The 26,661-nt window shown below is 43.2% G+C and carries 27 protein-coding genes; 12 read left to right on the top strand and 15 right to left on the bottom strand.

From position 1 onward, the window contains the following. The first annotated feature begins 38 nt into the window (after positions 1–38). The 4 genes from H3U82_RS00350 (at position 39) to H3U82_RS00335 (ending at position 3,457) form a co-directional block, all read left to right on the top strand. Positions 39–542 carry a phenolic acid decarboxylase gene (locus H3U82_RS00350; protein ID WP_198189812.1) on the top strand — a complete coding sequence of 168 codons (504 nt, stop codon included), beginning with the start codon at positions 39–41 and terminating at the stop codon, positions 540–542. 277 nt (positions 543–819) lie between these two features. Then, positions 820–1,701: a LysR family transcriptional regulator gene (locus H3U82_RS00345; RefSeq protein WP_198208707.1), complete on the top strand. Its 882-nt coding sequence runs from the start codon at positions 820–822 to the stop codon at positions 1,699–1,701. Positions 1,702–1,921: 220 nt separating this feature from the next. Beyond that, the gene (locus tag H3U82_RS00340; protein WP_198208706.1) at positions 1,922–3,130 is read left to right on the top strand and encodes an MFS transporter; all 1,209 of its coding nucleotides are present in this window, start codon (positions 1,922–1,924) and stop codon (positions 3,128–3,130) included. Positions 3,131–3,190: 60 nt separating this feature from the next. Next, the gene (locus H3U82_RS00335; RefSeq protein ID WP_144235869.1) at positions 3,191–3,457 is read left to right on the top strand and encodes a hypothetical protein; all 267 of its coding nucleotides are present in this window, start codon (positions 3,191–3,193) and stop codon (positions 3,455–3,457) included. Positions 3,458–3,582: 125 nt separating this feature from the next. Here H3U82_RS00335 and H3U82_RS00330 read toward each other — a convergent pair whose 3' ends face one another. From H3U82_RS00330 to H3U82_RS00320, 3 genes are all read right to left on the bottom strand, one after another. After that, entirely contained in the window at positions 3,583–3,993 is a 411-nt protein-coding gene (locus H3U82_RS00330) for an ACT domain-containing protein (protein WP_198207086.1), read from the bottom strand. Between the two features lie 583 nt (positions 3,994–4,576). After that, positions 4,577–5,440 carry a prephenate dehydrogenase/arogenate dehydrogenase family protein gene (locus tag H3U82_RS00325; protein ID WP_084551768.1) on the bottom strand — a complete coding sequence of 288 codons (864 nt, stop codon included), beginning with the start codon at positions 5,438–5,440 and terminating at the stop codon, positions 4,577–4,579. Positions 5,441–5,498: 58 nt separating this feature from the next. Then, positions 5,499–6,296 (bottom strand): 3'-5' exonuclease, encoded by a 798-nt coding sequence (locus H3U82_RS00320; RefSeq protein WP_084553690.1) that lies wholly within the window; start codon positions 6,294–6,296, stop codon positions 5,499–5,501. Between the two features lie 302 nt (positions 6,297–6,598). Between H3U82_RS00320 and H3U82_RS00315 the strand changes: the two genes are divergently transcribed. Together H3U82_RS00315 and H3U82_RS00310 are read left to right on the top strand one after the other, a co-directional pair. After that, positions 6,599–7,453 carry a DsbC family protein gene (locus tag H3U82_RS00315; RefSeq protein ID WP_198208705.1) on the top strand — a complete coding sequence of 285 codons (855 nt, stop codon included), beginning with the start codon at positions 6,599–6,601 and terminating at the stop codon, positions 7,451–7,453. Between the two features lie 219 nt (positions 7,454–7,672). Next, a complete protein-coding gene (locus tag H3U82_RS00310; protein ID WP_198208704.1) occupies positions 7,673–8,017 on the top strand; it encodes a DUF488 domain-containing protein in 345 nt (114 codons plus the stop codon). A 110-nt stretch (positions 8,018–8,127) separates the two neighbouring features. Here H3U82_RS00310 and accD read toward each other — a convergent pair whose 3' ends face one another. The 9 genes from accD to H3U82_RS00265 form a co-directional block, all read right to left on the bottom strand. Continuing rightward, positions 8,128–9,000 (bottom strand): acetyl-CoA carboxylase, carboxyltransferase subunit beta, encoded by an 873-nt coding sequence (gene accD, locus H3U82_RS00305; RefSeq protein ID WP_025331368.1) that lies wholly within the window; start codon positions 8,998–9,000, stop codon positions 8,128–8,130. 67 nt (positions 9,001–9,067) lie between these two features. Next, on the bottom strand, positions 9,068–9,853 hold the full coding sequence (trpA, locus tag H3U82_RS00300; RefSeq protein ID WP_198208703.1) for a tryptophan synthase subunit alpha: 786 nt from the start codon (positions 9,851–9,853) through the stop codon (positions 9,068–9,070). Between the two features lie 156 nt (positions 9,854–10,009). Then, positions 10,010–11,371: a PFL family protein gene (locus H3U82_RS00295; protein ID WP_198208702.1), complete on the bottom strand. Its 1,362-nt coding sequence runs from the start codon at positions 11,369–11,371 to the stop codon at positions 10,010–10,012. Between the two features lie 9 nt (positions 11,372–11,380). Beyond that, complete coding sequence (locus H3U82_RS00290; protein WP_025331370.1) at positions 11,381–11,656, bottom strand: ACT domain-containing protein; 276 nt, start codon at positions 11,654–11,656, stop codon at positions 11,381–11,383. Positions 11,657–11,745: 89 nt separating this feature from the next. Then, entirely contained in the window at positions 11,746–12,924 is a 1,179-nt protein-coding gene (locus tag H3U82_RS00285) for an MFS transporter (protein ID WP_084548352.1), read from the bottom strand. A gap of 18 nt (positions 12,925–12,942) precedes the next feature. Next, positions 12,943–14,145: a tryptophan synthase subunit beta gene (gene trpB, locus H3U82_RS00280; protein WP_025331372.1), complete on the bottom strand. Its 1,203-nt coding sequence runs from the start codon at positions 14,143–14,145 to the stop codon at positions 12,943–12,945. A gap of 823 nt (positions 14,146–14,968) precedes the next feature. Then, entirely contained in the window at positions 14,969–15,592 is a 624-nt protein-coding gene (locus H3U82_RS00275) for a phosphoribosylanthranilate isomerase (protein WP_198208701.1), read from the bottom strand. Between the two features lie 37 nt (positions 15,593–15,629). Next, positions 15,630–16,481 (bottom strand): tRNA pseudouridine(38-40) synthase TruA, encoded by an 852-nt coding sequence (gene truA / locus H3U82_RS00270; protein WP_198208700.1) that lies wholly within the window; start codon positions 16,479–16,481, stop codon positions 15,630–15,632. Positions 16,482–16,950: 469 nt separating this feature from the next. Beyond that, on the bottom strand, positions 16,951–19,332 hold the full coding sequence (locus H3U82_RS00265; protein ID WP_198208699.1) for a FimV/HubP family polar landmark protein: 2,382 nt from the start codon (positions 19,330–19,332) through the stop codon (positions 16,951–16,953). Positions 19,333–19,789: 457 nt separating this feature from the next. Here H3U82_RS00265 and H3U82_RS00260 point away from each other — a divergent pair, with 457 nt between their 5' ends. The 5 genes from H3U82_RS00260 to H3U82_RS00240 are packed head-to-tail and all read left to right on the top strand — an operon-like array spanning position 19,790 to position 22,610. Further along, the gene (locus H3U82_RS00260; RefSeq protein ID WP_198208698.1) at positions 19,790–20,326 is read left to right on the top strand and encodes a septation protein A; all 537 of its coding nucleotides are present in this window, start codon (positions 19,790–19,792) and stop codon (positions 20,324–20,326) included. Next, on the top strand, positions 20,326–20,619 hold the full coding sequence (locus H3U82_RS00255; RefSeq protein ID WP_025331379.1) for a YciI family protein: 294 nt from the start codon (positions 20,326–20,328) through the stop codon (positions 20,617–20,619). Before H3U82_RS00260 ends, H3U82_RS00255 begins: the two co-directional genes overlap by 1 nt. After that, positions 20,612–20,887: a BolA family transcriptional regulator gene (locus tag H3U82_RS00250; RefSeq protein ID WP_084551735.1), complete on the top strand. Its 276-nt coding sequence runs from the start codon at positions 20,612–20,614 to the stop codon at positions 20,885–20,887. The genes H3U82_RS00255 and H3U82_RS00250 overlap by 8 nt, the downstream gene beginning before the upstream one ends. Positions 20,888–20,926: 39 nt before the next feature. Beyond that, positions 20,927–21,793, top strand: coding sequence for a SurA N-terminal domain-containing protein (locus H3U82_RS00245; RefSeq protein ID WP_100125736.1), 867 nt, complete (start codon positions 20,927–20,929; stop codon positions 21,791–21,793). Between the two features lie 55 nt (positions 21,794–21,848). Continuing rightward, the gene (locus H3U82_RS00240; RefSeq protein WP_025331382.1) at positions 21,849–22,610 is read left to right on the top strand and encodes a peptidyl-prolyl cis-trans isomerase; all 762 of its coding nucleotides are present in this window, start codon (positions 21,849–21,851) and stop codon (positions 22,608–22,610) included. Positions 22,611–22,707: 97 nt separating this feature from the next. On the opposite strand, the gene H3U82_RS00235 is transcribed toward H3U82_RS00240, so the two are convergent. From H3U82_RS00235 to rlmD, 3 genes are all read right to left on the bottom strand, one after another. Next, positions 22,708–23,154: a GNAT family N-acetyltransferase gene (locus H3U82_RS00235; RefSeq protein ID WP_037393368.1), complete on the bottom strand. Its 447-nt coding sequence runs from the start codon at positions 23,152–23,154 to the stop codon at positions 22,708–22,710. A gap of 315 nt (positions 23,155–23,469) precedes the next feature. Next, positions 23,470–24,045 carry a YceI family protein gene (locus H3U82_RS00230; protein WP_084551732.1) on the bottom strand — a complete coding sequence of 192 codons (576 nt, stop codon included), beginning with the start codon at positions 24,043–24,045 and terminating at the stop codon, positions 23,470–23,472. Between the two features lie 166 nt (positions 24,046–24,211). Then, positions 24,212–25,525: a 23S rRNA (uracil(1939)-C(5))-methyltransferase RlmD gene (rlmD, locus tag H3U82_RS00225; RefSeq protein WP_084585753.1), complete on the bottom strand. Its 1,314-nt coding sequence runs from the start codon at positions 25,523–25,525 to the stop codon at positions 24,212–24,214. Positions 25,526–25,641: 116 nt separating this feature from the next. On the opposite strand from rlmD, the gene H3U82_RS00220 reads away from it, so the two are divergent. Then, complete coding sequence (locus H3U82_RS00220; protein WP_078475389.1) at positions 25,642–26,658, top strand: L,D-transpeptidase; 1,017 nt, start codon at positions 25,642–25,644, stop codon at positions 26,656–26,658. Positions 26,659–26,661 lie beyond the last annotated feature (3 nt).

Raw genomic sequence — 26,661 nt, 5'->3', positions numbered from 1 at the left:
TTTTATTCAGATTAACTTCAATTCAAAAGGTGAAAAAAATGCCTGCATTTGATACTGCCGATTTAAGTAACATTCTTGGTAAACATCTGGTTTATACCTACGACAATGGCTGGAACTACGAAGTTTATGTTAAAAATGCCACTACCATCGATTATCGTATTCATAGCGGTCTGGTGGGTAACCGCTGGGTAAAAGATCAGAAAGTTTATCTGGTACGCGTAGCAGCCGGTGTATATAAAATTTCATGGACAGAACCTACCGGTACAGATGTCAGTCTGATTATCAATCTGGAAGACAAATTATTTCACGGCACCATCTTCTTCCCGCGCTGGGTAATGAATAATCCCGAACATACTGTTTGTTTCCAGAACGAGCATATTGCACAAATGGAAGCCTATCGTGAAGCGGGCCCGGTTTATCCGACAGAAGTTATTGACGAATTTGCCACCATTACTTTTATTGAAGATTGCGGCGAAAATGATGAAAACATTATTAACTGTCCGGCCAGCGAATTACCGGCAGACTTTCCGCATCACCATTAAGTACTTATCCTGAACCACAGGGCAGACAATAAATTGTCTGCCCTGTTCTGTTTATTTGGCAAAAACCCCTGTTTTTAAATACAGAAAGATAACTATAGTAGCATTAACACTTAGCATGGTTATTTTTTACTGACCGGTAAAATTATATGTATGGTCTGCATTTTAACTATACATAACTCTACATTCGAACTGTACATAAAAACAACATGCCTCTTTCCTATAACTTAATTATTGTTATACTTTTTAAGCATAAAAAATAGTTGTATGTGAGGTCATTTTGGATATTAAAGTATTACGTTATTTTCTAGCTCTTGCTAGAGAGGAAAGTATCACTGCGGCTGCTGAGTATTTACATCTGACTCAGCCAACATTATCTCGTCAACTGGCTGAATTAGAGCAAGAGTTGGGTAAAACCTTATTTATTCGAGGTAGTCGTAAAATTACCTTAACCGATGAAGGTATGCGTTTACGCAAACGTGCTGAAGAAATTTTGGAATTAGTGCAAAAAACTGAATTAGAGTTTCAAACCTCAGCTGAGAAAATCAGTGGCGATATCTACATTGGCTGTGGTGAAACCCATGCCATGGGATTAATTGCTGAGGTTGTTAAGGCATTACAACATGACTATCCGCAAATTCATGTGCATATTTATAGTGGTGATGCTGATGAAGTAACAGAACGTATCGATAAAGGCTTACTCGATTTTGGATTATTAATTGGTGTGGAAAATATCAGCAAATATGAGTCGTTACTATTGCCCGAAAAAGATACTTGGGGGGTGTTAATGCGTAAAGATAGTCCACTTGCGCATCAAGATGTGATTAGACCTAGCGATTTATGGAACTTGCCACTTATTATCTCTAAACAGAAAGAAGTCGATATCCGAATTACGCGCTGGTTAAAACGTGATTTAGATAAACTCAATGTGATTGGCTCATATAACCTACTTTACAATGCCTCACTTATGGTTGAAAAAAACATGGGTTATGCATTAAGTATTGATAAGCTGATTAACACGACTGGTAATAGTCATCTTTGTTTTAAACCTTTAGAGCCACAATTAACGGTTGATATTCACATAGTTTGGAAACGTTATCAAATTTTTTCAAAAGCAGCTGAAATCGGTTTACAGCGAATGAAACAGGCTTTTTCTCAATAAATCCCTCTGAATATAGAAGTGAGCAAAATGATTCTCCTATTTTGCTGAGCTTATTCTTATGACTTCTTTTTATTGATATTAATGACATTAAATACAGCTTATACCCATGCTTTTAAGGCATAAATAACCATAAAATATAAGTAATTTACATATCTTTAGCTGCTATTTAGACTATGACCCATTCAATTCATTCGTCTTTAATATAATAATGGGATTAACCATGTCAGATAACACATTAAATTCCCCAACTACGGCGTATTGGGGAGCAATATTCTCGCTATTTATTGGGGTAACAAGTTTGATTACCGCGGAATTTATTCCCGTTAGCTTATTAACACCTATCGCACAAGATTTCAATATTACTGAAGGTCAAGCAGGCCAAAGCGTCACAATGGTGGGGATTTTTGCGGTAGTCACCAGTTTGGTTCTCGCACCCATGGCCCAAAATATTAATCGTCGGGTAGTATTACTCACTTTTTCTATTTTATTAGTATTATCCAATTTGTTCATTGCTGTTGCACCTAATTATTTCATTATGCTGATTGGTCGAGCGCTATTAGGGATTTGTGTTGGCGGATTTTGGTCAATGGCATCTGCTGTAGTATTACAATTAGCGCCGAGTAAAGATATTCCTCGAGCATTAAGTATTGTCTATGCCGGAGTGTCGGTTGCAACGATTATTTCACTGCCTCTTGCCAGTTATTTAGGTCATTTAGTCGGTTGGCGTAATGTGTTTTTTATTGCTGCGGCATTAAGTTTTATCGCGCTAGTTTGGCAATGGCTTACCCTACCATCTTTACCGCCGCGTGAAAGCAGTAATTTTAAAAATATGTTTGCCCTATTTAAGCAAAGTTGGTGTTTTCTTGGCATTATCGGGACAATTTTTAGTTATGGAGGTTATCACCTCTTTTTTACTTATCTGCGACCGTTTTTAGAGCACAATTTAGCACTACAAGCCGGTCCGTTAACCCTTATTTTATTGGTGTTTGGTATCGCTAATTGCATCGGAACCTTTGTTGCGGGTTTACTACTTGGCCGATTTTTTAGACCTGTGATGATCGCCATTCATTTAGTTTTAGCCGCTATAGCCATGCTCTTATTTATTAAATATAGGTTTTTAAGTTCTGATAATGTGACTATGGATACTACATTAGTGATTGCTTGGGGATTTGTGTTTGGATTTATCCCTGTTGGTTGGTCAACGTGGATCACTCGAACGCTTGCTGATAAAGCTGAACTGGTTGGTGGATTATCGGTTGCCGCGATTCAATTTTCCATTGGTTTAGCGGCTGGTGTTGGTGGAATGACCTTTGACCAATTAGGGTTTAGTGGCATTTTTATCACGGCTACGATTATTTGTATTATGGGTGCCATCATTACCGCCTTGTGTTTTAGTTTATATAAAAAAGCAACAGGCAATCTTGCTTAATCAATCTCATATAGATAAAAAGGATCACAAATAAAATTCAAGTTGACGGCTTTAATGTTTATGCTAACTTTTGTACAAACAACACTTGCGAACACGGCAGAAGTGGCTATGCAACATTTTCCAAATCCATCAACAGTGAGTCAGGCATTACAACCTTTAGTCTCTGGCGCCCCCCTTTGGAATGATCATCCTAAAATTAATGCCGAATGGCATCAATGGGTCGATACGATTGCTGCCCAAACTTTAAAAACACTCCCTACGTTAAAAGAACGAATGCAAGTCAGTGTTACAGCTACGCAGCTTGGTTACGTACTGATAAGACCCTGAATACCTGTACTTGGTTTTACCAAAGCATAGAAACAATCAAAATTATTTTCTTTCTCCGCTTAACAAAACCACCAACGCTGTTATTGAACATCATCATTCATCGTTTTATCTATTGCATAAGCTGACTATGATGCCTGACCCAGATTATTCAGAATAACCAAAGCCTGCTGCACATCATCATCAGCTACAAAAATATGATCATGATAATAACCGGCTATAACGTTACAACTGATATTCTGTTGTGCCAGTGCATGCGCAAAAGCAGCTGTCAGCCCGACAGCTGCCAGCGAAGAATGCACCATTAATGTAATCCAGCCAGCAATATATTCATAATTCAGCTGATACTCATCAGCAACTGCCTGCGGTAAAACCAGCGTAGTACCCTCGTTTTCCTGCATAATCGCCACAGCAGCGGTCAGCAATGCTGGTGCAGGCTGCTGTACAGTACAAAATACATATTTGCCCGGATTATGCTGCGGAGAAGCAGATTGCAGCAAAATTTGCAGATTACTTTCACCAGAAATATTAGCGTCCATATCAAAGTATCCTCAGAAACAATCAAACCGGTCATTTAATGACTAAACTGGTCAAAAGAGTTTATCCTGGCATTAATTCTATTTGCATGACAGCACCCAATACCTTTGATTATCAGTATTCATATCTGTCTGGTAAATTCACTTACTCAGGCCGTAATGAACAATTCTGTCACCGAAGCTGAAAGCAACTAAACATCAGGCTATATTTACTCCAGCCATCAAAAAAATATTAATACACACCATCTGCTTTAAAATTCCATTAACATAAAGAAAAAAAGATAAAAAAATGCGCACACGATTAAGTGTGCGCCAAGTCTACAAAGGAGAAATAGAGGAGAAACTGTTAAACCAACTAGGAGCTGATTTAACGAAGCGAATTATGCCTCAACTACGCATGCATAGCAAGTCATATTTTGTATTAATTCGACAAAATATAGTTATTTTAATTAAAAATACCGCAAAATTCATTAACTGCACATATCTTTTCCCGCAAACAGCATAAAAAAACACTTTATCTAACCATAACTTAGCCCAAACCAAACCATCGTCAGACAACATTACCGCTGACTTCGGCTCATGAACACTAATTATGCCAGTCTTCGCGTATTTTCTGTGCTTTTGCAAAAAAAGCAGTCAATTTTTGTGCATCTCCTTGTTGCAGACAGTCCTGTAAATATGCCAGTTCATGCTGTTGCTGCTGGAGTAAACCAGCCAGTACCTGACGATTAGCCAGACAGATATCTGTCCAAATCTGCGGATTACTGGCTGCAATGCGGGTGAAATCCCGAAAACCGCTGCCGGCAAATTGCAACAATTCATCGGCATTTGCTGCTTCGGCCAACTGGTGTACATATGCATAAGCCAGCATATGCGGTAAATGACTGACAGCGGCAAAAATTGCATCATGTCGTGCCGCATCCAGATGATAAATCTGCGCTTGCACAGCCTGCCACATAGCAACAACTGTGTGTAATGCAGCTTCATCCTGCTGTTCATGAGCGCAAACAATACATTTTTTTCCGGCAAATAAACCAAACTGCGCCGCCAGTGCACCATGCCGGTCTGAACCGGCAATCGGGTGAGCGGCCACACAGCGCGGATAATGATGCGGTAATTCAGCAGCAAAGGCTTTTAATGCCAGCTGCTTGGTACTGCCCACATCAGTAACAATACAATGTTCAGATAAATAAGGAACTAGCTGACGGCAAATTGCCGGTAACGTATTCACCGGAGTGGCTATCAGCACCATATCGGCTTCTGCCACACTCTCTGCATTAATCTGCGTATAGGTATAATCAACTACCCGCCGTTCCAGTGCTCGGGTCAGATTATCGGCATCGATATCAATGCCGGCTACTTCAGCAACCAGTCCGGCACGTTTTAAATCCAGTGCCAGAGAGCCACCAATCAGCCCCACGCCGACCAGCACCAGCCTGCGCATATTCATCTCAGAAAACATCTCATACAAATCATCATTTCAGTTTTCAGCTTATTTGTTTTGATAATCAGACCGATCTGCCCCATGCACTCAGAAACTCCTGCCAGTGTACTGCCTGTTGCGTACTCAGATAACCTTTAAGACAACGGATTTCCTGCTCATATTCGTCTGCATCCAGAAAACCGCGTAACAGATTAAAGCGCAGATACATTAAATAAGTATTGGCTGCATCGGTTTCGCAATAGTGCCTGATCTGTGCCAGCTCGCCCTGCTGATAAGCTGCCCAGACTTTACTACCGTCCATACCCAGTTTTCCCGGAAAACCGCATAGTTTGGCCATATCATCCAGAGGTACACAGGCACGGGACTGATATAAAGCCAGTAAATCCATTAAGTCACAATGGCGTGCATGATAGCGGCTGATATAGTTATTCCACTTAAAATCTCGGCTGTCGCCAAAATCACCCTCGCCCATATCCCAGTAGCGTGCCGCACTGATGCCATAAATCAAAGCACGATAATGTAATACTGGTAAATCAAAGCCGCCGCCGTTCCAGCTCACCAGCTGAGGTGTATGAGTTTCAATCAGCTCAAAAAAACGCGCAATTAAAGTTTCTTCGCTGTCTTCCGGTGTTCCGATGCTGCCCACATGAATTTTATCCGTACCCCAGCGCATACAACAGGAAATAGCCACTACCTGCTGCAAATGCAGCTGCATAAAATCGTTACCAGTTTTGGCTCGTCGCTGCTGCAAGGCAAATTCCACTACATCAGCATCACTGACCTCTGCCGGCAAATGATTCAGAACACGAATGCCGGCTACATCCGGCACAGTTTCTATGTCGAAAGCCAAAATCGGAGTCATAGCAAGAATTCACATTAATTATCGGATAAGTATTGTGGCATGAAGCTACTGGCTGCGCCAGCCGTTTAACTACAAAACAACATTACACTTATAACATGATTGCTTTATACTAACGCGTAGCCGGACAGGCCTGGCATAAAAGCAGATAAAACAGACTATAGATTTCGTTGTTTTCAGCTAGTCTGGCGTTCTGCCGGATTTATCCTGTTTAGCGATAAAATAGCAAAACTTCCCACTTGGATACTTTTTTTATGCCTTTCTCAGTCAGGGCATACATTAACAGACAGAAAAAGAATTTCAATATGAAAAAATCTTATCTATGGCAATGGCTTGCACCCCTACTGGCCATACCGCTAATTGCTTCATGCGACGGTACACCTGTACATAATATTGATTCCGCGGCAAAGTCGGCCTCAGGTAGTACAACTGCATCTGTATCAGCAGCCAATAATGTAACTGACGCGGGTCGCCCGGCTGATGCGGAAATCAGTAAAAAAATAAATGCCAATCTGGCCAGTAAAATGAGCAAAATGCTCAAAGGTTCCGAATTAAATATACAGGGTGTATATACCACACCGTTACAAGGTATTTATGAAGTAGTCATTACCGGCAATCAGATTATTTATACTGATGAAAATGCTGCCTATGTTATGATTGGTAATCTGATTGATCTGGAACACCGGAAAAATCTTACCGAACAGCGAGTCAGCGATATGTCCAAAATAGACTTTAAAGAATTGCCATTAGAAAAAGCAATTAAAGAGGTCCACGGTAATGGTCAGCGAGTAATGGCTGTATTCTCCGATCCTGACTGCCCATTCTGTAAAAAACTCGAAGAAGAAATTGCCCAGATAGACAATATCACTGTCTATACTTTCCTGATGCCGGTACCTGATTTACATCCAAATGCACAGAAAAAGGCTGTGCAGATATGGTGTCAGAACGAGCGTACAACCGCATGGACTCAGTGGATGCGCAAGGGCAAAGAACCTGCTGCTGTTGCCAATTGTGATAATCCGGTAGCTGACGTCATAAAACTGGGTAATAAATATGGCTTTGATGGCACACCTACCTTGGTTTTCCCGAATGGCAAAACCATTTCAGGGCTAATGCTTAAAAATGAGTTAGATCAGGAACTGAATAAAAATCAGAAATAGCATTATTTATAGAAAAAAGCAGCCGCACCGGCTGCTTTTTAATTTTCTGTTACGATACACAATACGGATTATTACATTGGAACCATGACACTGGCCGATATTGATTATTAGTTTTTTACCACATCAGCCTGCCCATTCTGCTACTGGTACACTGCCATGCTTGCCGATACAGATATTAAAAATTATGATTGATAATTTATAGAGTTAAGCTCAATCGACATGTATAATATTCAACGTGTATATACCTATCAGCATCAGCAGCCGGCAGTATTAATAGACCGTCTGTGGCCACGCGGTATCAGCAAAATCAGACTAAGCGGAGTTGAGTGGATTAAAGCTGTTGCCCCGTCCGGCCAGCTCAGAAAATGGCTGCACCAGAATCCTGAAAATCATTACCAGGAATTTTGCCGGCTGTATCAGCAGGAACTCAGCCTGCAACAACAGGAAGCATTGCGTACACTGAAGCAACTGCATGAGCAGCATCAGCAACTATGGCTGCTTACGGCGGCCAAAGATATTGCCCACAGCCATGTACCGGTATTACTGGCACAGTTACAGGCATAGCTCAAAATTAACTGATGTATTCTTTTAGTCTCTATCAATAAAAACGCCCTGAAAAACATATCAGGGCATTGCTATAACCATTATTCTATTATACAGATACACAAACTGTGTCAGGCGGCATCCGCACTGGCTTCTGAGCGTAACAAACCAATCAGTCGAACAATTCGATCTTTTAATTCACGCCGGTCAACAATCTGATCGATTGCCCCTTTATCCAGTAAAAACTCCGAACGCTGGAAGCCTTCCGGTAAAGTTTCACGTACAGTTTGTTCAATCACCCGCGGACCGGCAAATCCAACCAGAGCATTCGGCTCAGCCAGAACAACATCACCGATAAACGCAAAGCTGGCAGACACACCGCCCATAGTCGGATTGGTTAATACTGATATGAAAGGCAGTGATTTATCAGCAAGCAAATGTAATGAAGCACAGGTTTTAGCCATTTGCATTAATGAATTGAGACCTTCCTGCATGCGTGCACCACCGGAAGCGGCCACACAGATAAAGGTGCAGTTATGTTTTACCGCCTCACGTACACCGCGAACAAAGCGCTCACCCACAACAGAACCCATTGAACCGCCGATAAAGTTGAATTCAAAAGCGGCCACAACCACAGGTACACCATTCATGGTTCCGCGTACCACCAGCAGCGCATCATCTTCCTGCGTCAGCTTACGGGCAGCACTTAAGCGGTCAGTATATTTCTTGCTGTCACGGAATTTGAGAATATCAACTGGTTTGATGTCTTTACCAATTTCATACTGTTTGGTTTCATCCAGCATCATACTGATACGTTCCCGTGCTGACACCGGATTATGATATCCGCACTTCGGGCACACTTCCATATTCTTTTTCAAATCCGTGGCATATAAAGTTGCCGCACAGGACGGACATTTCTGCCACAATCCCTCAGGGATACCTGCGGATTTAACCGCTGCATCTTTTTTAATCTTAGGCGGCAGGATTTTATCTAACCAACTCATTCTTTTATTCCCGGTTATTGCCGGCAGCCGGAACAGGCCGCCATACAGAATTAGGATGTTACACAGATTATTCCAGAGCCTGTCTGAGCTCAGCGACAACAGGAGCCAGAGCTTCGGCCTCATGGCCAGTATGCTCGGCTATTGTCTGCACAAAGCGGCTGCCAACGATTACGGCATCCGCTACTGCTCCGATACGGCGGGCACTGTCGGCATCGCGAATACCAAAACCCACACCGATAGGCACCTGTATAAACTGGCGTAAATGATCAATTTTACGCGAAACTTCGGCCGTATCCAACTGTGATGAACCGGTCACTCCCTTAAGTGATACATAGTAAACAAAACCACTGGCCTTACTGCCAATCAGTTTAATCCGCTCATCAGTGGTAGTAGGGGCAATCAGAAAAATGCAGTCCAGCCCGTATTTCCTGAGCTGCTCATGCAAATCATCAATCGTTTCGGCCGGACAGTCTACTGTCAGCACACCATCCGCACCAGCCTGTGCGGCAGCGCTGGCAAAACGTTCATAACCCATATGATAAACCGGATTCAGATAACCCATGAGCACCACTGGTGTCGTCTGATTTTCCTGCCGGAACTGTCTGACCACATGAAATATATCATTCAGAGACACATTCTGGCGTAAAGCACGCTCGGCAGCTGACTGAATCACCGGCCCGTCGGCCATCGGATCAGAGAAAGGCACACCCAGTTCAATAATATCTGTACCATTGGCTACCAGCGTTTTCATCAGCTGTACTGTTGTAGCCAGATCTGGATTACCACAAGTGATATACGATACCAGAGCAGTCCGTCCATGCAGCTGCTCAAACGTATGTTGAATTCTACTCATTATGTTCTCAACTCATTTCCGAACACTTTAGCAGTATATTGATTCAGCCAGCCATCATTCTGCCGCTCCCTGCGGACAGCCAGATTTTATCTGCCTGCAACACTGCCAGTGCTGATTATCATAGCCTGCATCATACCATGCGGTACAGCACATTCCTTAATTTTTCATTGACTGCACCGGTGCCGGTACCCGTCCGCCACGATTAATAAATACCTCACAGGAACCGGATTTCACCGGCATAACCGGAGCTCGGCCGAGTAAACCGCCAAACTCTACGTAATCACCGACATCCTTACCGGTAACCGGAATCACCCGCACGGCTGTAGTTTTGCTATTAATCAGGCCGATAGCAGCTTCATCCGCAATAATTCCCGCCAACGTACTGGCCGGAGTGTCGCCCGGTACAGCAATCATATCCAGCCCGACCGAACACACCGCCGTCATAGCTTCCAGTTTATCCAACGTCAGCACACCGGCTTCTACCGCTGCTATCATACCTTCATCTTCAGATACCGGAATAAACGCACCGCTTAGTCCGCCTACTGCGCTGGAAGCCATCATACCGCCCTTTTTCACTGCATCATTCAGTAATGCCAGTGCCGCAGTCGTGCCATGCGTTCCGCAGACACTCAGCCCCATCGCTTCCAGAATCCGGGCAACACTGTCCCCCACTGCCGGAGTAGGTGCCAGAGACAAATCCAGAATACCGAACGGAATACCCAGCATTTTACTGGCTTCATGGCCGATCAGTTCACCCACACGGGTAATCTTGAATGCGGTTTTTTTCACCAGCTCGGCAACTTCGGTCAGGGACAGCCCTTGTGTATTCTGCAACGCAGCACATACTACGCCCGGTCCGGATACACCGACATTAATGACGCAGTCTGCTTCTCCCGCACCATGAAAGGCACCAGCCATAAACGGGTTATCTTCTACCGCATTACAAAAAACCACCAGCTTGGCACAGCCAAAACCTTCCGGCGTGATTGCCGCAGTCTGGCTGATGGTTTCGCCCATCAGCCGTACAGCATCCATATTAATGCCGGCACGGGTAGAACCGATATTTACTGAGCTGCATACGACATCTGTGCAGGCCATTGCCTCAGGAATTGATCGGATTAATATCTCATCGGCAGCACTCATTCCTTTGTGTACTAATGCAGAAAAACCGCCGATAAACGAAATACCAATGGCTTTTGCCGCTTTATCCAGTGTCTGTGCTATCGATACATAAGAATCAGCACCGGTGGCAGCACCAATCTGAGCAATAGGTGTTACAGCAACGCGCTGATTCACAATTGGTACACCATATTTAGCCGACAGCTCAGTTGCCGTCTGTACCAGATTTTTACCGACACGGGTAATCTTGGCATAAATTTTTTCATTCAGGCGCTTGATATCTGTATCAATACAATCATGCAAATCAATGCCAATAGTTATCGTACGCACATCGAAATGCTGGTCGGATACCATTCGTACAGTTTCCAGAATTTCATTATTCTGAATAGAAAAAGACATAAATAACTCCTAAATCCGGTGCATGGCATTAAACAATGCTTCATCCTGCACACGGATGTGCAATCCCCGTTTTTCGCCTTCACTATCCAGAAATTTACTGAACTCTAAGCGCGGTAAAGTACATTTTTCCGCATCCAGCAGAATAATCATAGTGAAATAATCATCCATTAACTGCTGACTGATATTCACAATACTAACCTGATGCTCTGCCAGCAGCGTGGCTACCTCAGCAACTATACCAATACGGTCTTTACCAATCACTGTCATCACAGCATGATTAGACATAAATAATCCTATTCACAATAATAATTATTACCAACCACAGAAACTAATCCGTCGCCGGCCGGCAGCCAGATCAGTTCAGCAGCACAGATTTAAGATATACGTTCACATTTAAAGAATAGTGCACACAGCAAAATCAGCGTTGCCACTCCTCCGCCCAGCAACGAAACTCCGTTCCAGCCATAATGTGCATAAGCCATAGCAGAAGCAAGTGAGCCGAGTACACCACCGATAAAATACATACTCATATAACCGGAAGTAATCCGACCTTTGAGCGCCGGATCAGAACGATAAATCAGCGACTGGTTACTGATATGCAATGCCTGAATCGCAAAATCCAGCAAAATTACCCCGCCGATCAATGCCCATAAATGCACCCCTCCGGCATACAATAGTGACCAGCTAAGCAAAAACAGTAAGGCACAAACTATTGTCATCGCATAAGTGTGGCCTTTATCCGCAGCCCAGCCACCTACATTGGAACCAAAAATCCCCAGCGCACCAAATAAACCAAATAAACCAATTGTACTCAAACTGAAATGATAAGGTGCATGGCTGAGCAATAACGTCAATGGTGTCCACAACACTGAAAACAAACAGAAATCCAGCGCCCCGAGCACACCACGCTGCCGCAATAACGGTGTACGCCATAATAACGACCAAACCGATACCAGCGTTTTCCAGTAACCCAGAGTACTGTGTTCACGCTGGACATGAGGCAGTTTGCATTGCAAAATCAGTGCCATTAACAGCAGCATTGCCGCACCGAGCATATATACCGTACGCCAGCCCCACCAATGGGCAACCATACCGGAAAAAGTACGTGACAACAGAATACCCAGTAACAGCCCGCTCATCAGCGTACCGATTACCCGCCCGCGCTGTTCAGGTTCTGACAGACTGGCGGCCAGCGGCATCAGCACCTGAGCCACGGTACAAAAGGCGCCGACCATCACCAGACCGGCAATAAACAGCCATAAATCAGGAGCAAATGCTATCAGCAGCGCACTGATACCTACAACAACATACAGCGATACAATCAGCTTTTTGTTATCAAGCAAATCACCCAGCGGTACCAGAAAAATCAGCCCCAGCGCATAAGCAAGCTGCGTCAGCGTAATAAGCATGCCGCTACTGGCAACATTCATACCAAAATAGCGTGCAGTTACTTCTATCAGCGGAAAGACAAAATAATTACTGGCTACGGCCAGACCGATGGCCAGAGCCATCATAAAAATCTGACCGGAAGACAGTTTAATACTCTTATTCATACATACAACAAATATTTACTACAGACTAATTCCGTCCAGCCGGGCAACTGTATTAATATCTTTGTCCCCCCGGCCGGACAGATTCACCAGAATGACTTCATCCGGACTCATTTTCGGTGCATTGGCTACTGCCCATGCCAGCGCATGGCTGGATTCAAGTGCAGGAATAATACCTTCCTTATGGCACAGCAAATGAAATGCTTCCATCGCAGCTTCATCACCCATGGCTTCGTACTCTACCCGGCCAATATCATGCAGCAGACCATGCTCCGGACCTACACCGGGATAATCCAGACCGGCGGAAACAGAATGAGTATTCATCACCTGTCCGTTTTCGTCCTGCATCAGATAACCCCGGAATCCGTGCAATACCCCCATCGGGCTGTGCGAGCTGATAGGCGCGGCATGCTGAGAACCGGATAAGCCCAGACCACCTGCCTCAACCCCTACCAGACGAGTTTCAGTCACATTAATATAAGGATAAAACAGACCAATCGCATTCGAACCGCCGCCGACACAGGCTACTGCTACATCCGGCTGGCGACCGATAGCTTCCTGCATCTGCTGTATTGCTTCATTTCCGATAACACACTGAAAATCTCGCACCATTTCCGGATAAGGCATCGGACCGGCTGAGGTACCAATAATATAATAGGTATCATCCACCCGTGCCACCCACTCACGCAATGCTTCATTCATGGCATCTTTCAGCGTACATGAGCCGGAATCCACCCCAACCACCTGAGCACCAAGCAGCTTCATCCGGTACACATTCGGTGCCTGACGGCGGATATCCTCAGTACCCATAAATACCGTACATTCCAGACCAAAACGCGCAGCTACCGTAGCAGAGGCCACACCATGCTGACCAGCACCGGTTTCAGCGATAACGCGCTTTTTACCCATTCGCTGTGCAAGTAAAGCCTGACCGATCGTATTGTTAATTTTATGTGCACCGGTATGATTTAAATCTTCCCGTTTCAGATAAATCTGCGCTCCGCCCAGATAGTCAGATAAGCGCCGTGCATAGTAAACCGGACTGGGACGGCCTACATAATATTTTAAATCCTCATGATACTGTGCCCAGAATGCCGGATCAGCTTTCGCTGCATAATAAACCTGTTTTAATTCAGTCAAAGCTGCAATCAGTGTTTCCGATACAAACAGCCCACCGTGCTCACCAAAAAAGCCCTGTTCGTCAGGATAGTGATAATTTTCCATATTTTTTTCCATTGAGCGACAATTTACCCGCAAAGTAAAACTATCCGGTCATATTATCACCTTTTAAATCCATTATCCCGTTATCCATACTTAATCCGGAATAAATAAAAGAGTTCTGCTTCTGTGTTAATAAAAAATCCCGATATCACCAATATAAACCCTGCTATCCAGAAAGATATCAGCATACCGCGGCAGAACAGCATAAATGCTTTGTATCAGACAATACAATATTAAAAACGAAAACCAATAAAAAATGCAGGTTATTAATTTCATAAATAAGAGCTGCTTAAAATAACAACATGAATTTTGATTACATATTTATTGTTATATCTGTCATCATTTAAAAAACCTAATCTTAATAAACCAATACTGGCTGTCAGATAATCTAGCGCCAGCATCAATGACATTACTTCCAATAAAAATCCGGGAAAATAGAATCACTATGCAAAATTTGCTTTTATACTTCTGTTTTAAACCGAAAAAAACAAATCATTCATATTGATTATTATTATTTTTATCGGGTCTGTTATGATAATCTGTCAGTAAAACGTAAAATAGCCAGTTTGAGCACCAGAATATCCACAAGCTCAATCATTTCAGCCATATTGGTTTGAGTACAAAAATAATATTCAAACAGGATGATTTCACTCTCCGGCTTTTCATCTTCAAAACCAGAACCGCACTTTCCTTATAAATATATTTTTATTGCTCAGTAATAAACTGAATAAAATTCAGGCTTGCAGATATTGCTTTCAGTTTCTATGCTAGAATAATAAATGCCACATAAAAATTCTTATTTTTTAGTATAAAATCAGATTATTACTTATTCAGAAAACTGATTAACAGTCACCATCAGAGCCCGCATTTTTTGCTCATCTTTAATTCCGGGCGATGCTTCCACACCACTGGATACATCAATAGCCATAGCTTTGCTTTGTCTGATTGCCGAAGCAATATTTTCCGGATTCAGACCACCAGAAAGTATCCATGGAATATCCAGCCTTTCAGGCAGTATCTGCCAGTCAAAAGTCTGACCTGTACCGCCATACTGCCCGGCAACAGCTGCATCAAACAGCAAAGCACGGGCATCTGTATATGTAGCTGCTGCAGCTTCAATATCAGCTGTATCACGTACTCTTATTGCCTTAATATACGGACGTTGAAACTGACGGCAGAATTCAGCATTTTCATCCCCGTGAAATTGCAGTACATCCAGAGGCACATACCTCAGCACTTCCTGTACATCAGTTGTAGCAGCATTAACAAACAACCCGACTACTGTTACAAACGGAGGTATACACTGAGTAATTGCCTGCGCCTGCTCAATAGAGACACAGCGTTTACTGCCAGAAAAAAATATCAGTCCGATTGCATCTGCCCCAAGCCGGGCAGCGAGCATTGCATCTTCAGCGCGGGTCATCCCGCAAATCTTGCTTCGAATTTTCATCCTCAGCCCCTTTTCAAACTTGCCCGCAATATTGGCATTAATCCAGATATGGCCACAGCCATACCGGTAAAACAGCTGTTTCCACACCCCATTGCTGCGGATAATCAATACCGGTTAGATATAATCCGTCCGGCATAAATGTTGGCGGTGCCAGCCGCCGGCTTCTGGCTGCCAGCAACTGAGCAAAACCGGCCACACTCAGTTTACCTGCACCCACATACACCAAAGCACCAACAATATTACGTACCATATTGTGTAAAAACGCACTACCATAAAAATCGATCGCCATTAATTCCGGGCTGCCGACAAGGTCTAATTTATATAAGGTTTTTACTGGTGATTTAGCCTGACAGTCACTGGAGCGGAAGCTGGAAAAATCATGTTCTCCCACCAGCATTGCCGCAGCTTCACGCATTAGCGCCATATTCAACGGATAGTGAGTCCAGCCGACACGGCCACGCAGCTGCGGCATACGTACCCGGCTGGATTCAAGCATATAACGATAACGCCGCCCGAATGCGTCAAAACGGGCGTGAAATTCAGCAGCCACCGGTTGTGCTTTGATAATACGAATATTTTTATCCATCGCTGTATTCGTTCCGCGCAACCATGCTTCGGCACTTCGCAGCGCACACGTATCAAAATGTACCACCTGCCCCGTTGCATGAACACCGGCATCGGTACGTCCTGCTACCACAACATTGATTTGTTCAGCAGCAATGGAACTCAAAGCATCTTCCAGAACCGACTGAATAGTATACAAACCATCCGGCTGCTTTTGCCAACCATGAAAGGCACGCCCATCATAAGCCAAAGTTAATGCCCAGCGCTGTACAGGCAAACCACCTTCATGCGTAATCACCTGATTTTCTTCTCTGTTAGCAACCATGCCTGTTTCTAATCCAAATAAATCACATCAACCACATCCATTATTATCGCATAGCCGTTAACTGCCTTCATATTTGAAACCTATATAATTACTCATAGCAAAGCAGCAATAAAAAATTGCCTGGTAATAAATCGCTTACATCATTAATAGTCCAGTCAAATCAGAATATATATTAGTTCAGAATGATTTTATCTGACGACAAAACCCGCTTCTGCGCGCCATTACGCACCACTACCCTATTTCTTAACAATTCTATTCAGCTTGTTTCATAAGCTGATACACCTCAAATGCAAACTTATAAACCGCAATAAAATCAATTAATAACTGAAATTTATATGCGTAATATATTAAAAAATACGGCAAATTTACAGCAAATAAAATAGCCGAATTCCATAAACAGAATTCGGCCATTTTAGTGTTTCAGATACAGAAATTAAAGCAACTGACAATTCAACCAAAATAAGGCGAATTAGCCACCTAATTGCTGTAACAGATTTTGTGCCTCTGCCAGTATCGCGCCATTAGCTTCATCAACCAATTCACGCAACGTTTGACGAGCAGTAACTGCATCATCCATTTCCAGATACATTTTTGCCAGTTCCAGCTTTGCTTGTAATGGAATAGCCTGCTGTTCAGGAGTCAGAGGTTTATCAACCTGCTCAGGTTTGGCTGATTGTTCCAGCCAGTCCTGCCCACCATCACCGGTAGCAAATGAAGAGGTCGGCCTTGTTGGTGCAGTAGTTGCATTAACAGCTGGTGCCGGTTTAGAGTTATCGTCTTCAAGCGCAAAGTCCATGGACGGAATATCAATCTCTTCCGTGTCGGCCTCAGGAACAACAATGGGTTGATTGTCGGAATCATCACTTACTCCTAGTGAATCCCAATCAATATCTGTGGAAATGGCATCATCTTCTGCTGCAAATGCATGCTGATCATGCGGAGCCAAAGTCTGCTCAATAGAGGAATGCACTTCTTCAAGGGCAGAAGTATCCTGTTTAGATTCATCATCAAATTTAAAGTCTTCATCCCACTGCAAATCAGCCAGAGAATTTAATGAGTCATCTTCTGCTGCTGCCGGTTTAGACTGTTGTTCGGGCTGAACCGCATCCAAATCAGAGCTAAAGGATATATCTGACGGTTGTAAATCATTACTGTCTGATGATGCGTTATCCTGTAACACAAAATCCTGATGTGCTTCAGCCTGAGATTCATCCGGGTGTTGCTCTTCCGCAACTACCCATTCAAAATCCGTATTGTCTGCCACCTCTTGCTGAGGTTCTGTAACAGCCGGTTGTTCATGCGAAGTCAGAACTTCGGGCTGTTCAGTTGCATCAATCTGATCCAGCCATGATAAATCGTCATTACTATCCAGCTCAGCAGATGACGGTGCAGCCGTATCTGCGCTAGTTGCAGGTGTATTATCAGTGAAATTGAAATTCAGCCAGTCAGTATCGTCTTCTTCCTGCTTGGCTTCTGTTACTTTTTTATCAGGTACCTGTGATACAGGCTCTGAATGTACTTCCTTAGCAGGAGCAGATTTATTATCTGCCTGAGCCGGTTTATCCGATGCAGCGGCATCATTCAGCCACGACCAATCGTCGTCATCTGCAGCAGCATTGGCTGTAGTCGTTACTGCTGTAGCAGCCGCAGCTGTTTTAGCTGTAGTAGCTGGTACAGATGTAGACTGACTGACTACAGAAGGTTCAGTCTCAAATACCACATCATCATCTTCATCATCAGAAGAATAATCTTCATCATACTCAGTACTGTATTCTATGCTGTTGCGTTTTCTGCTTCGTTGCCAGAGTAAGGCAGCAATCAACAGAACACCGGCCAAACCGGCCAGAGCATATGGCCACCATGAAGGCAGCATGGATTCTTCAGCCGGTTCTTCTGCAGGCTGAACAGGTTGTGTATTAACTTTAGGCTGTACAGGTACTGCCTTCACCACAGATGCCGCACTTGCAGCCGGAGCTGAAGCCTGTGCAACTTCTGAAGCCTGTGCAACTTCTGAAGCCTGAATAGTGGCTGAAGCCTGAGCAGGAACTGAAGACGCTGCTGATGTTTCTGCTTTAACAGTGTTTTCTTTAGTTTGAGCTTCCGACGCAGCCGTATCTCTGGTATTAGCGGCTACTTTGGGATTGTCTTTTTCTTTTGTTACCGCCGGTGTTGTATTTTGTGTCACTTCCGGTTTTACAGCTGTTTTAAGTGGTACTTTGGATAATTTTTTCAGCTGTGAAGTAGAAGGAATATTCAGACTAATATTGCGATACATCAAATCAGGATTACCGTTACGAAAAGCATTCGGGTTAGCAACCTGTATAGCGTGCATGGTCTGCTCTAAACTCAGTCCCTGCGGCCGTACCTTACGAGCAACATCCATCAAGGTTTCATTATTATCGACATTATATTTCACTACCGCATTTTCGGAAGCAAGGCCGTTTTGCAGTGCGACAGTAGCTCGTGCTGCAGATTTTTCTCTTGCAGAACGCACTGGTGCAGAATGTACAGATTTAGGATGTTTGCCGGTTGCTTTATTTTTTCCAGCCGAATGATGGCGTTCAGGTGGATCCAGCAACGCAGTATACTGCCGCCCCTGACTACCGGCAGCAAGACTGAAAGTCAGCATCGGATCATGCACAGGTTTACTGGAGCGCAAATGAATTACGGCATTTTGTCCTTGTGCTGTTACACGCACCTGTAACGGAGCTCCGGAAACAGCAGGTCGCCCGTGCAATGCTGCTTTGGCTTCATCACCAGTTACCACAATACTACCTGAGAACGGCTCTCCCAGCGCCGAATTAACCTGTAAGCTACCCAGACCTGCCCATGCAGGTGCACTGGCCAACATACATAAAGACAGTGCGATGATCTTTAAATTATTTGCGTTTTTCAATCCCGTACCCTCACCGGTAATGCACCAATGCCGTCAAGCGTGTGCCTATTCATATGAAAATTTCTACAAGTATACTTAAATAAATGCAATTGGCGTTTAACTTTCACTAAACCTGTTTTTATATTATCTCACGCTATAATAGCTTTTGCGACACTTTAATGCCAAGTTACCTGTACCTGATTTGCTTTCTAACTGTATTTATCTGTGGACATTTTCATACGAACCACACTCAGGAAGGCCTGAAACCAATATACAACAACTGATACAACAACTGTTAAATTTTGTTTAATACCTTGCTTTAACACGTGCCAAGTGTAAAAACTCAGGGTATCATGGCATCTATCTGTCACCTTTAATTTAACCCGTAACCGGAAAATACGTAACCGGAAAATAAAGATATTCAGTCCTGATAATGAAAGCTGCATTTGAATTTTTGGTAGTTATTCTTTTCTTTGCTACCTATGCCTTAACTAAAAATATTATCCTTGCCACCGAAGTAGCCGTCGCAGCAGGTATTATTCAGGCTGTGTGGTGCCTGTTTAAATACCGGCGCCTGCAAACGATGCAGTGGGTAAGTCTGTCACTGGTCGTCATACTGGGCGGAGCGACTATAATTTCAAAAAATGCGTACTTCATTAAGTGTAAGCCGACCGTCCTGTTCTGGGTTATGTCGGCAGGTCTGCTGATTTCACACCTGTGCGGCAAAAATGTTCTGAAAAGTACCATTGGAAAAGAAATCAGTATGCCTGAACCTGCATGGCGTAAACTAACCTATATCTGGGTTATATTCCTGCTGGCACTGGGTACACTTAATCTCTGGGTGGCTTACACCTTTACCGAACCACAATGGGTTAATTTCAAACTCTTTGGCAGTACCACAATATTATTTTTATTTCTTGTTGGACAAACAGTATATATTAGTCAGTATACTAAAAAGGATGAGTTGTAATGCTGTTTATGCTAATGGCCACTGATGCCGATAACAGTCACGAAGCGCGTATGCAAGCACGGCCAAAACATTTGGCGCGTTTAGAAGAACTAAAGGCACAAAACCGTTTGGTTCTGGCAGGCCCCAATCCCCTCCCGGACGATGACAGCCATTTTTCCGGCAGTCTGATTGTTGCCGAATTTGAATCTCTGGACGAAGCGCAAGCATGGGCCGAACAGGATCCTTACGTTGATGCCGGAGTATTTGAAGAAATTCTCATCCGCCCTTTTAAAAAAATTCTGCCAAATGACTGATATTCAGACTATTATTCAAACACGTCTGCAAATACTGGCTCCGCAGCAACTGGAACTGACCGATGACAGTCATTTACATGCAGGACATAAAGGTCACGGTGGTGGCGGACATTACAGCCTGCTGATTGTCAGCGATGCTTTTATCGGTTTATCACGTTTAGCCCGACAGCGTAAGATCCATCAATTACTTGAAGATTTATTCAGAACAAATACCATTCATGCTTTAAGCATCAGGGCATGCACAAACATTGAATATTTAACCAGATAATAATTTACTTTATCTACTTAAACTAAAAGAGAGTGAACCATGAAAAAACAATTTATTGCTGCTGCCATTATGTTTGGATTAACCGGTATTGCTGCTGCCCAGACAGTAGTCACTGTTAACGGAACCAAAATTGACAGCAAAGAAGTCGATAACCAGGTAGCCATACTGGTACAGGAAAGCCAGAATCAGATTCAGGATTCCCCTGAATTGCGTAAAAATATTACCAACCGCCTGATTACCCGAATTTTGCTGATTCAGGCTGCAAAAAACCAGAATCTGGATAAAGATCCTGAATACTTGAAAGCTTTAAGTCAGGCTGAAGCTGAAGCCAAACGTCTGGGCGATGATAAAAAACCGGGTTTCAAAGAAGAATGGTCTTTCTTTAAAGACAATCTGCTGACTCAAGCCTATCTGGCCAACGTGGCAAAAAACAATCCGGTAAAACCTCAGGATGTAAGTAACGCATACAACGACATGGTCAAATATTACAGCGGCACACAGGAAGTACAATTAGGTGAAATCATTACCCGTGATGCAGATACTGCAAATAAAGCCATTGCTCAGTTAAAAGCGAATAAAAACTTTAGCACTGTAGCTAAAGAATACACTATTGATCCTGCCGGTCGCGAAAACGGAGGCATTCCTAAAGGTTACGTTGCCATTAAAGATTTACAGGAAAGTGCCACTTCGGTCTATAACGCAATTAAAGACCTGAAAAAAGGTCAGTACACTGCCACACCGGTACAGGGTAACAGCAATATATATGCTATATTCTATGTAAACGATAAGCGCAATGTTAAACTGCCGAGTCAGAAAGAAATGACCCCTGTTCTGTCACGCCGTCTGCAAAGCGCTTTAATAGCACAGGCAATTGATCAGCTTTATAAAAATGCAACAATCAAATAATAATTTAACTCTGGTTTGATTGATTAATCAGAAGATAAAATAAGGAATACTCAACATGAAAAAAAGCATTCCTTGGCTGGCTGGGCTGAGTATCATGGCAGCCGGGCTCGCTTTTGCTGATGCGCCCAAAATTGACAGCCAGCGTATTAACGTTATGCTGAAACAGATTGAGCGTCAGATGCAGACTCAGCCAGATGCTCCGGCACCGGATAAGGCAGAAATTCAGAAAGAAATCACCTTGCGCCTGCAATCAGCTGAAATATTAAAAGCTGAAGCTATTAAGGCCGGGCTTGATAAACAACCTGATACTCAGGCTGCATGGCAAAATGTACAGGCACAATTTTATGCTGCCCAGTATGTGGATTATCTGGCTGCCAAAACTGAAATTAACGACAGTGATTTGCGCCGGCAATATGAACAAGTGAGTCAGGAAATCAATTTACTGCCAATTGTTTTTCCAAGCAAAGAAGCGGCTGAAGAAGGCTTAACTAAACTGAAAAAAGGTTTGGCTTACGAAACCCTGTATAAACAGGTTAATCCGGAAGCTCCTGCCAGCAACTGGATGAACCCGCAACAGTTGCCGCCTGAATTTGCTCAGTTAGCTTCTCAGCTGAAAAATGGTCAGATATCACCTAATGTCATCAACATTGATGGTCATTTTTTTCTGCTGAAAGTAGCCGGTATGCGTCAGGCTCCTAACGCACCTGCATTTAATCAGATTAAAGAGCAATTGCGTGAACAGGCCAAACAGCAAAAGGTACAGGAACAAATTAATCAGCTTTTACAAAAAAATGGTATTAGTCTGAATGATCAATAAGTTTTGCTGAAAAATAAAACCGGTACAATCGTACCGGTTTTTTCTATTGCCAGAATATTAATCACTACGATAAACAAGTTCTGATAACCGACCCTGTTCAGCCCGTCGCTTTTTTTGGCTGATACAGCATTTGTACGTAAGGGATTCCATTAGAAATATAGGGCGTTCCCTGTATCTGAAAATCATGCCGCTGATAAAATTTAAGTACTCGCCGGTCAGCCTCAATTTTAACCGGATATTCAGCATAATGATTTTTTGCGTAATGCAGAATGAGCTTAACCAGCTGATCACCCAATCCGGTACCGCGTACCGTTGGATGTATCACAAACCGACCAAAGGTAAAGTGAACACCTGCCAGAAACATTCGTGCATATGCCAGTATCTGCCCGTCCCGCTGATAATAAACATGTTTAGCCTGCAAATCCCAATCATCCAGCTCAGGATAAATACGTTGTTGTTCTACTATGAAAGTATCGATACGCAAGCGAGCAATATGAAAAAAATCGTGTGATGAAAGTTCATTAAATTTTTTGATACACCACATAACGATTTCCACCTTTTACATTAAGAACGAATATCTGATTATTCACACCATAACCCTAATCATAATATTAACAGAGTACCAATATCAAATCTTTGAATCAACATTTCAGCTTTACACCTGTTTCTAGCTTAAAATCTATTCTGTGATCTAATATTATTTTCAAAAGAAGCAACCTTTTAATCAAAATGCACTCGGTTAAATATTACAAATCCGGTATATTAAATACCTGTGCGGCTAAAAAACTGAGTATTGTGCAAAGCACAAACGGATTATCTGCTATTAAAACAGATAATCCGTGTAAATTACCCAGTTAGTTTACTGTCTGGCTGCTTCAATCTGAATATTAATTTTAACATACCGGCTGGCTGGTATGGCCGTCAGATATTCATCGATCCCCCATTGTGAGCGATCAATAATAGCCTCAAAATCACCGCCGCATACCTGCGACTGAGTCATAGGGCTATTATAACAATTAAATTTAGTTGCCCGTAATGTCACGGGATGAGTTCGTCCAACCATAGTCAGCTGGCCGCGTAATGCTCTGACCTTGCCTTGTTTATCAAAAATCCAGTCCTGTGAAGAAAAACGCAGATTCGGATACTTTGCCGCATTAAAAAAAGCTTCGCTTTGCAGGTGTTTCGTGAACTCACTGCGGCCAGTATCCAGAGTACTAAGCGGGATAGTTATATCTACAGAACCAGTTTTCGCACCTGCATCATATTGAAGTTCACCATTAAGATTATAAAAACCACCCACATTACTGGAGGTTGCAAAGTGATCAAGTGTAAAACGGGCATTGGCATGCAAAGGATCGATTTTATAATTTGCAGCTACAGCCGGCACGGTTATTCCCAGCAACGCTGCCATCAAAATACTGGCCAATTTATTCATGAAGAAACACCTCTAAACATTAGTCTGACAGCAACAATATTAACGTGAATAACCAGATAACAACATCTCAAAGAGTAAAAATATTATTTCTTATCATGAAATAATTACAGGATATTCATCTACTTTTAACTAAACAGATAATTTTACCTGTTTCATTATTATTGTTTTACCAGTCAAATACAGCGATCGACTCCACATGTGCTGTTTGCGCAAACAGATTCATAATACCGCCGGCGCGATAACGGTAACCGCGCTTAACGAGTAAACCTGCGTCTCGTGCCAGAGTAGCCGGATCACAGGAAATATAAACTATCCGGCGTGGTAACAGCCTCTCTTCAATTTCATTTAAAGACTGTATCAATGCCTGAGCACCTGCACGTGGCGGATCAAGCAACCATTTATGCGCATAACCCAGCTCACGCAGACGCTGCGCACTCATAGCAAAAAGATCAGCCTGCTGAAAACGTACAAGTTTGGCCAAACCATTATGCCTGGCATTACGCGCAGCACGCTGACACATGTCAGCAACACCCTCAATACCCAGCACCTCTGCCTGCATCCGTGCAATCGGTAAACTAAAATTCCCTAAACCACAAAACCAGTCAATAATTCGCTCGCCGGCACATGGCTGCAACCATTGCATTGCCCGCTGTACCATAAGCGCATTAGTCACATGATTAACCTGAGTAAAATCTTCAGGTTGATATGGAATCTCAATTTGATATTCAGGCAGACGATAAGCAAGAACCGAAGTCGCAGATGAAGATATTAAAGTGGTTTTATTACCTTTTTGTAACCAGCACTGCCACACATAACCGCTTTGCTGCTGTAACTGTTGCAGCAAACCATCAATCTGCATACGCTTGGCCTGATTTAACTCATCAGCCTGTATAGTGAGTGCGATAGCATCATTACCCTGATGCAGCATAATGCCCTTAACCGTATTTGCAGACCAGTTTTGTAAAAACAGCTTAATTGGTTTTAAAGCTTTCGACATTACCTCAGGTAATACCAGACAATAATCAATATCTACAATTGCATGGCTTTGTCTGGCCTGAAAACCCAGCTTTAATTGGCCTTTATCATAGACTGCACGTAATCGCACTCGTTGGCGATAATGCCATGCTAAGCCATAAACAGGCTGCATCAGTTCATCAGGCAAAACCTTACCCAGACGCCGCATCTGACTTAGCCATGCACGCTGTTTTAGTGCCACCTGAGCAGTAAACTCGATATGCTGGCTGTTACAACCGCCACAATGAGCATAATATTCACAAGGCGGTTGTACACGAGCATTAGCCGGCATCAGTATTCGGCTAATCCTACCTTCAGTATAGGATTTTTTTATCCGCACCGGCTGCCATTCTACTAATTCACCTGGTAATGCCTCATCAATAAATACCGCCTTACCGTCTACCCGGGCAACGCCGCGCCCTTCCTGACTCCAGTCTGTAATTTGTGCTGTAAATCGTTGTTCCAAGCTATAACCTCAAGCCAGAAATGAAATTAAATAAATTTAATTGTATTTAATTTCTCACATTACAGACAAATTACGTTATGATTATATCCATATTGCCATACTGGATTTTAAGAATAATGTTAAAACCAATACTTTATGCAGTGGCCACTACCCTTATCTCCACTGGTGTATATGCTGCCATTCCCATGCCTGACTACGCAGTACCCAGTCAGGGACAGCAAGTTATCCTGAATGTTCCGCAACTGCGGTTATTTCTGTTTCAGGACGGAAAATTAATTAAAACTTATCCGATAACTGTAGGTAAAGCCAGCACACAAACACCGCTGGGTGAATACAAAATTGGTGCCAAAGTATCTAATCCTACATGGAGTGTCCCGCGCAGTATTCAAAAAGAAATGGCGGCAAGCGGTAAAGCCGTACAAAAATCTGTACCACCCGGCCCGAATAACCCGCTTGGTCCCGTATTTGTCCGTCTCGGTGAACCGCGGCTGGGGCTTGGCATTCATGGTACCAATGTACCCAGCAGCGTACCTGGTGTACGCAGTCATGGCTGTGTGCGTTTACGCAGCCCGAATGCACTGGATTTTGCCGCAACAGTACAAAGCGGTGCTGATGCTGCCGTCATTTACCAGCAGGTATCAGTTAACACAGATGAACAAAATGATATCTGGATTGCCGTTTATCGCGATCCTTATAATAAACGAAACCTGAACAGAAAGCTCTTAAACCAGAGTATCAGTTCATGGGCAGAACAGCATCAGCTTCGGGTTGACCAGCAACGTTTAAACAATGCTCTGGGCAAACCGGCCAATACTTTGATTTGTCTTACCTGCAGTACGGGCAAAACCAAAGTTAGCGGCAATCTGAGCTCACTACAGTGGACAAGCGGTAAAGGTGAAACTGTAGAATTCAAAAACGTTAATCCAGACAATATCAATTCTAAACAGGAAATCACACCGGAAGGCAGTAGTATTGAAGTAGATGAGGACACGGACGAAACACCTAAGCAACAAAATATTACTCCGTTACATCCAACCACCACACCTGCAAAAAAACAACCCACATCAGTAAAGAAGGTTCCAATTACTACCATTCCTGCCTCATCCGATGAGGGTTTTGATTCTCTGATGTAACAT

It is taken from the genome of Snodgrassella sp. W8132, from assembly GCF_016100865.1.
Taxonomy (GTDB): domain Bacteria; phylum Pseudomonadota; class Gammaproteobacteria; order Burkholderiales; family Neisseriaceae; genus Snodgrassella; species Snodgrassella alvi.
This window is presented reverse-complemented; position numbering and strand designations above follow the sequence as displayed.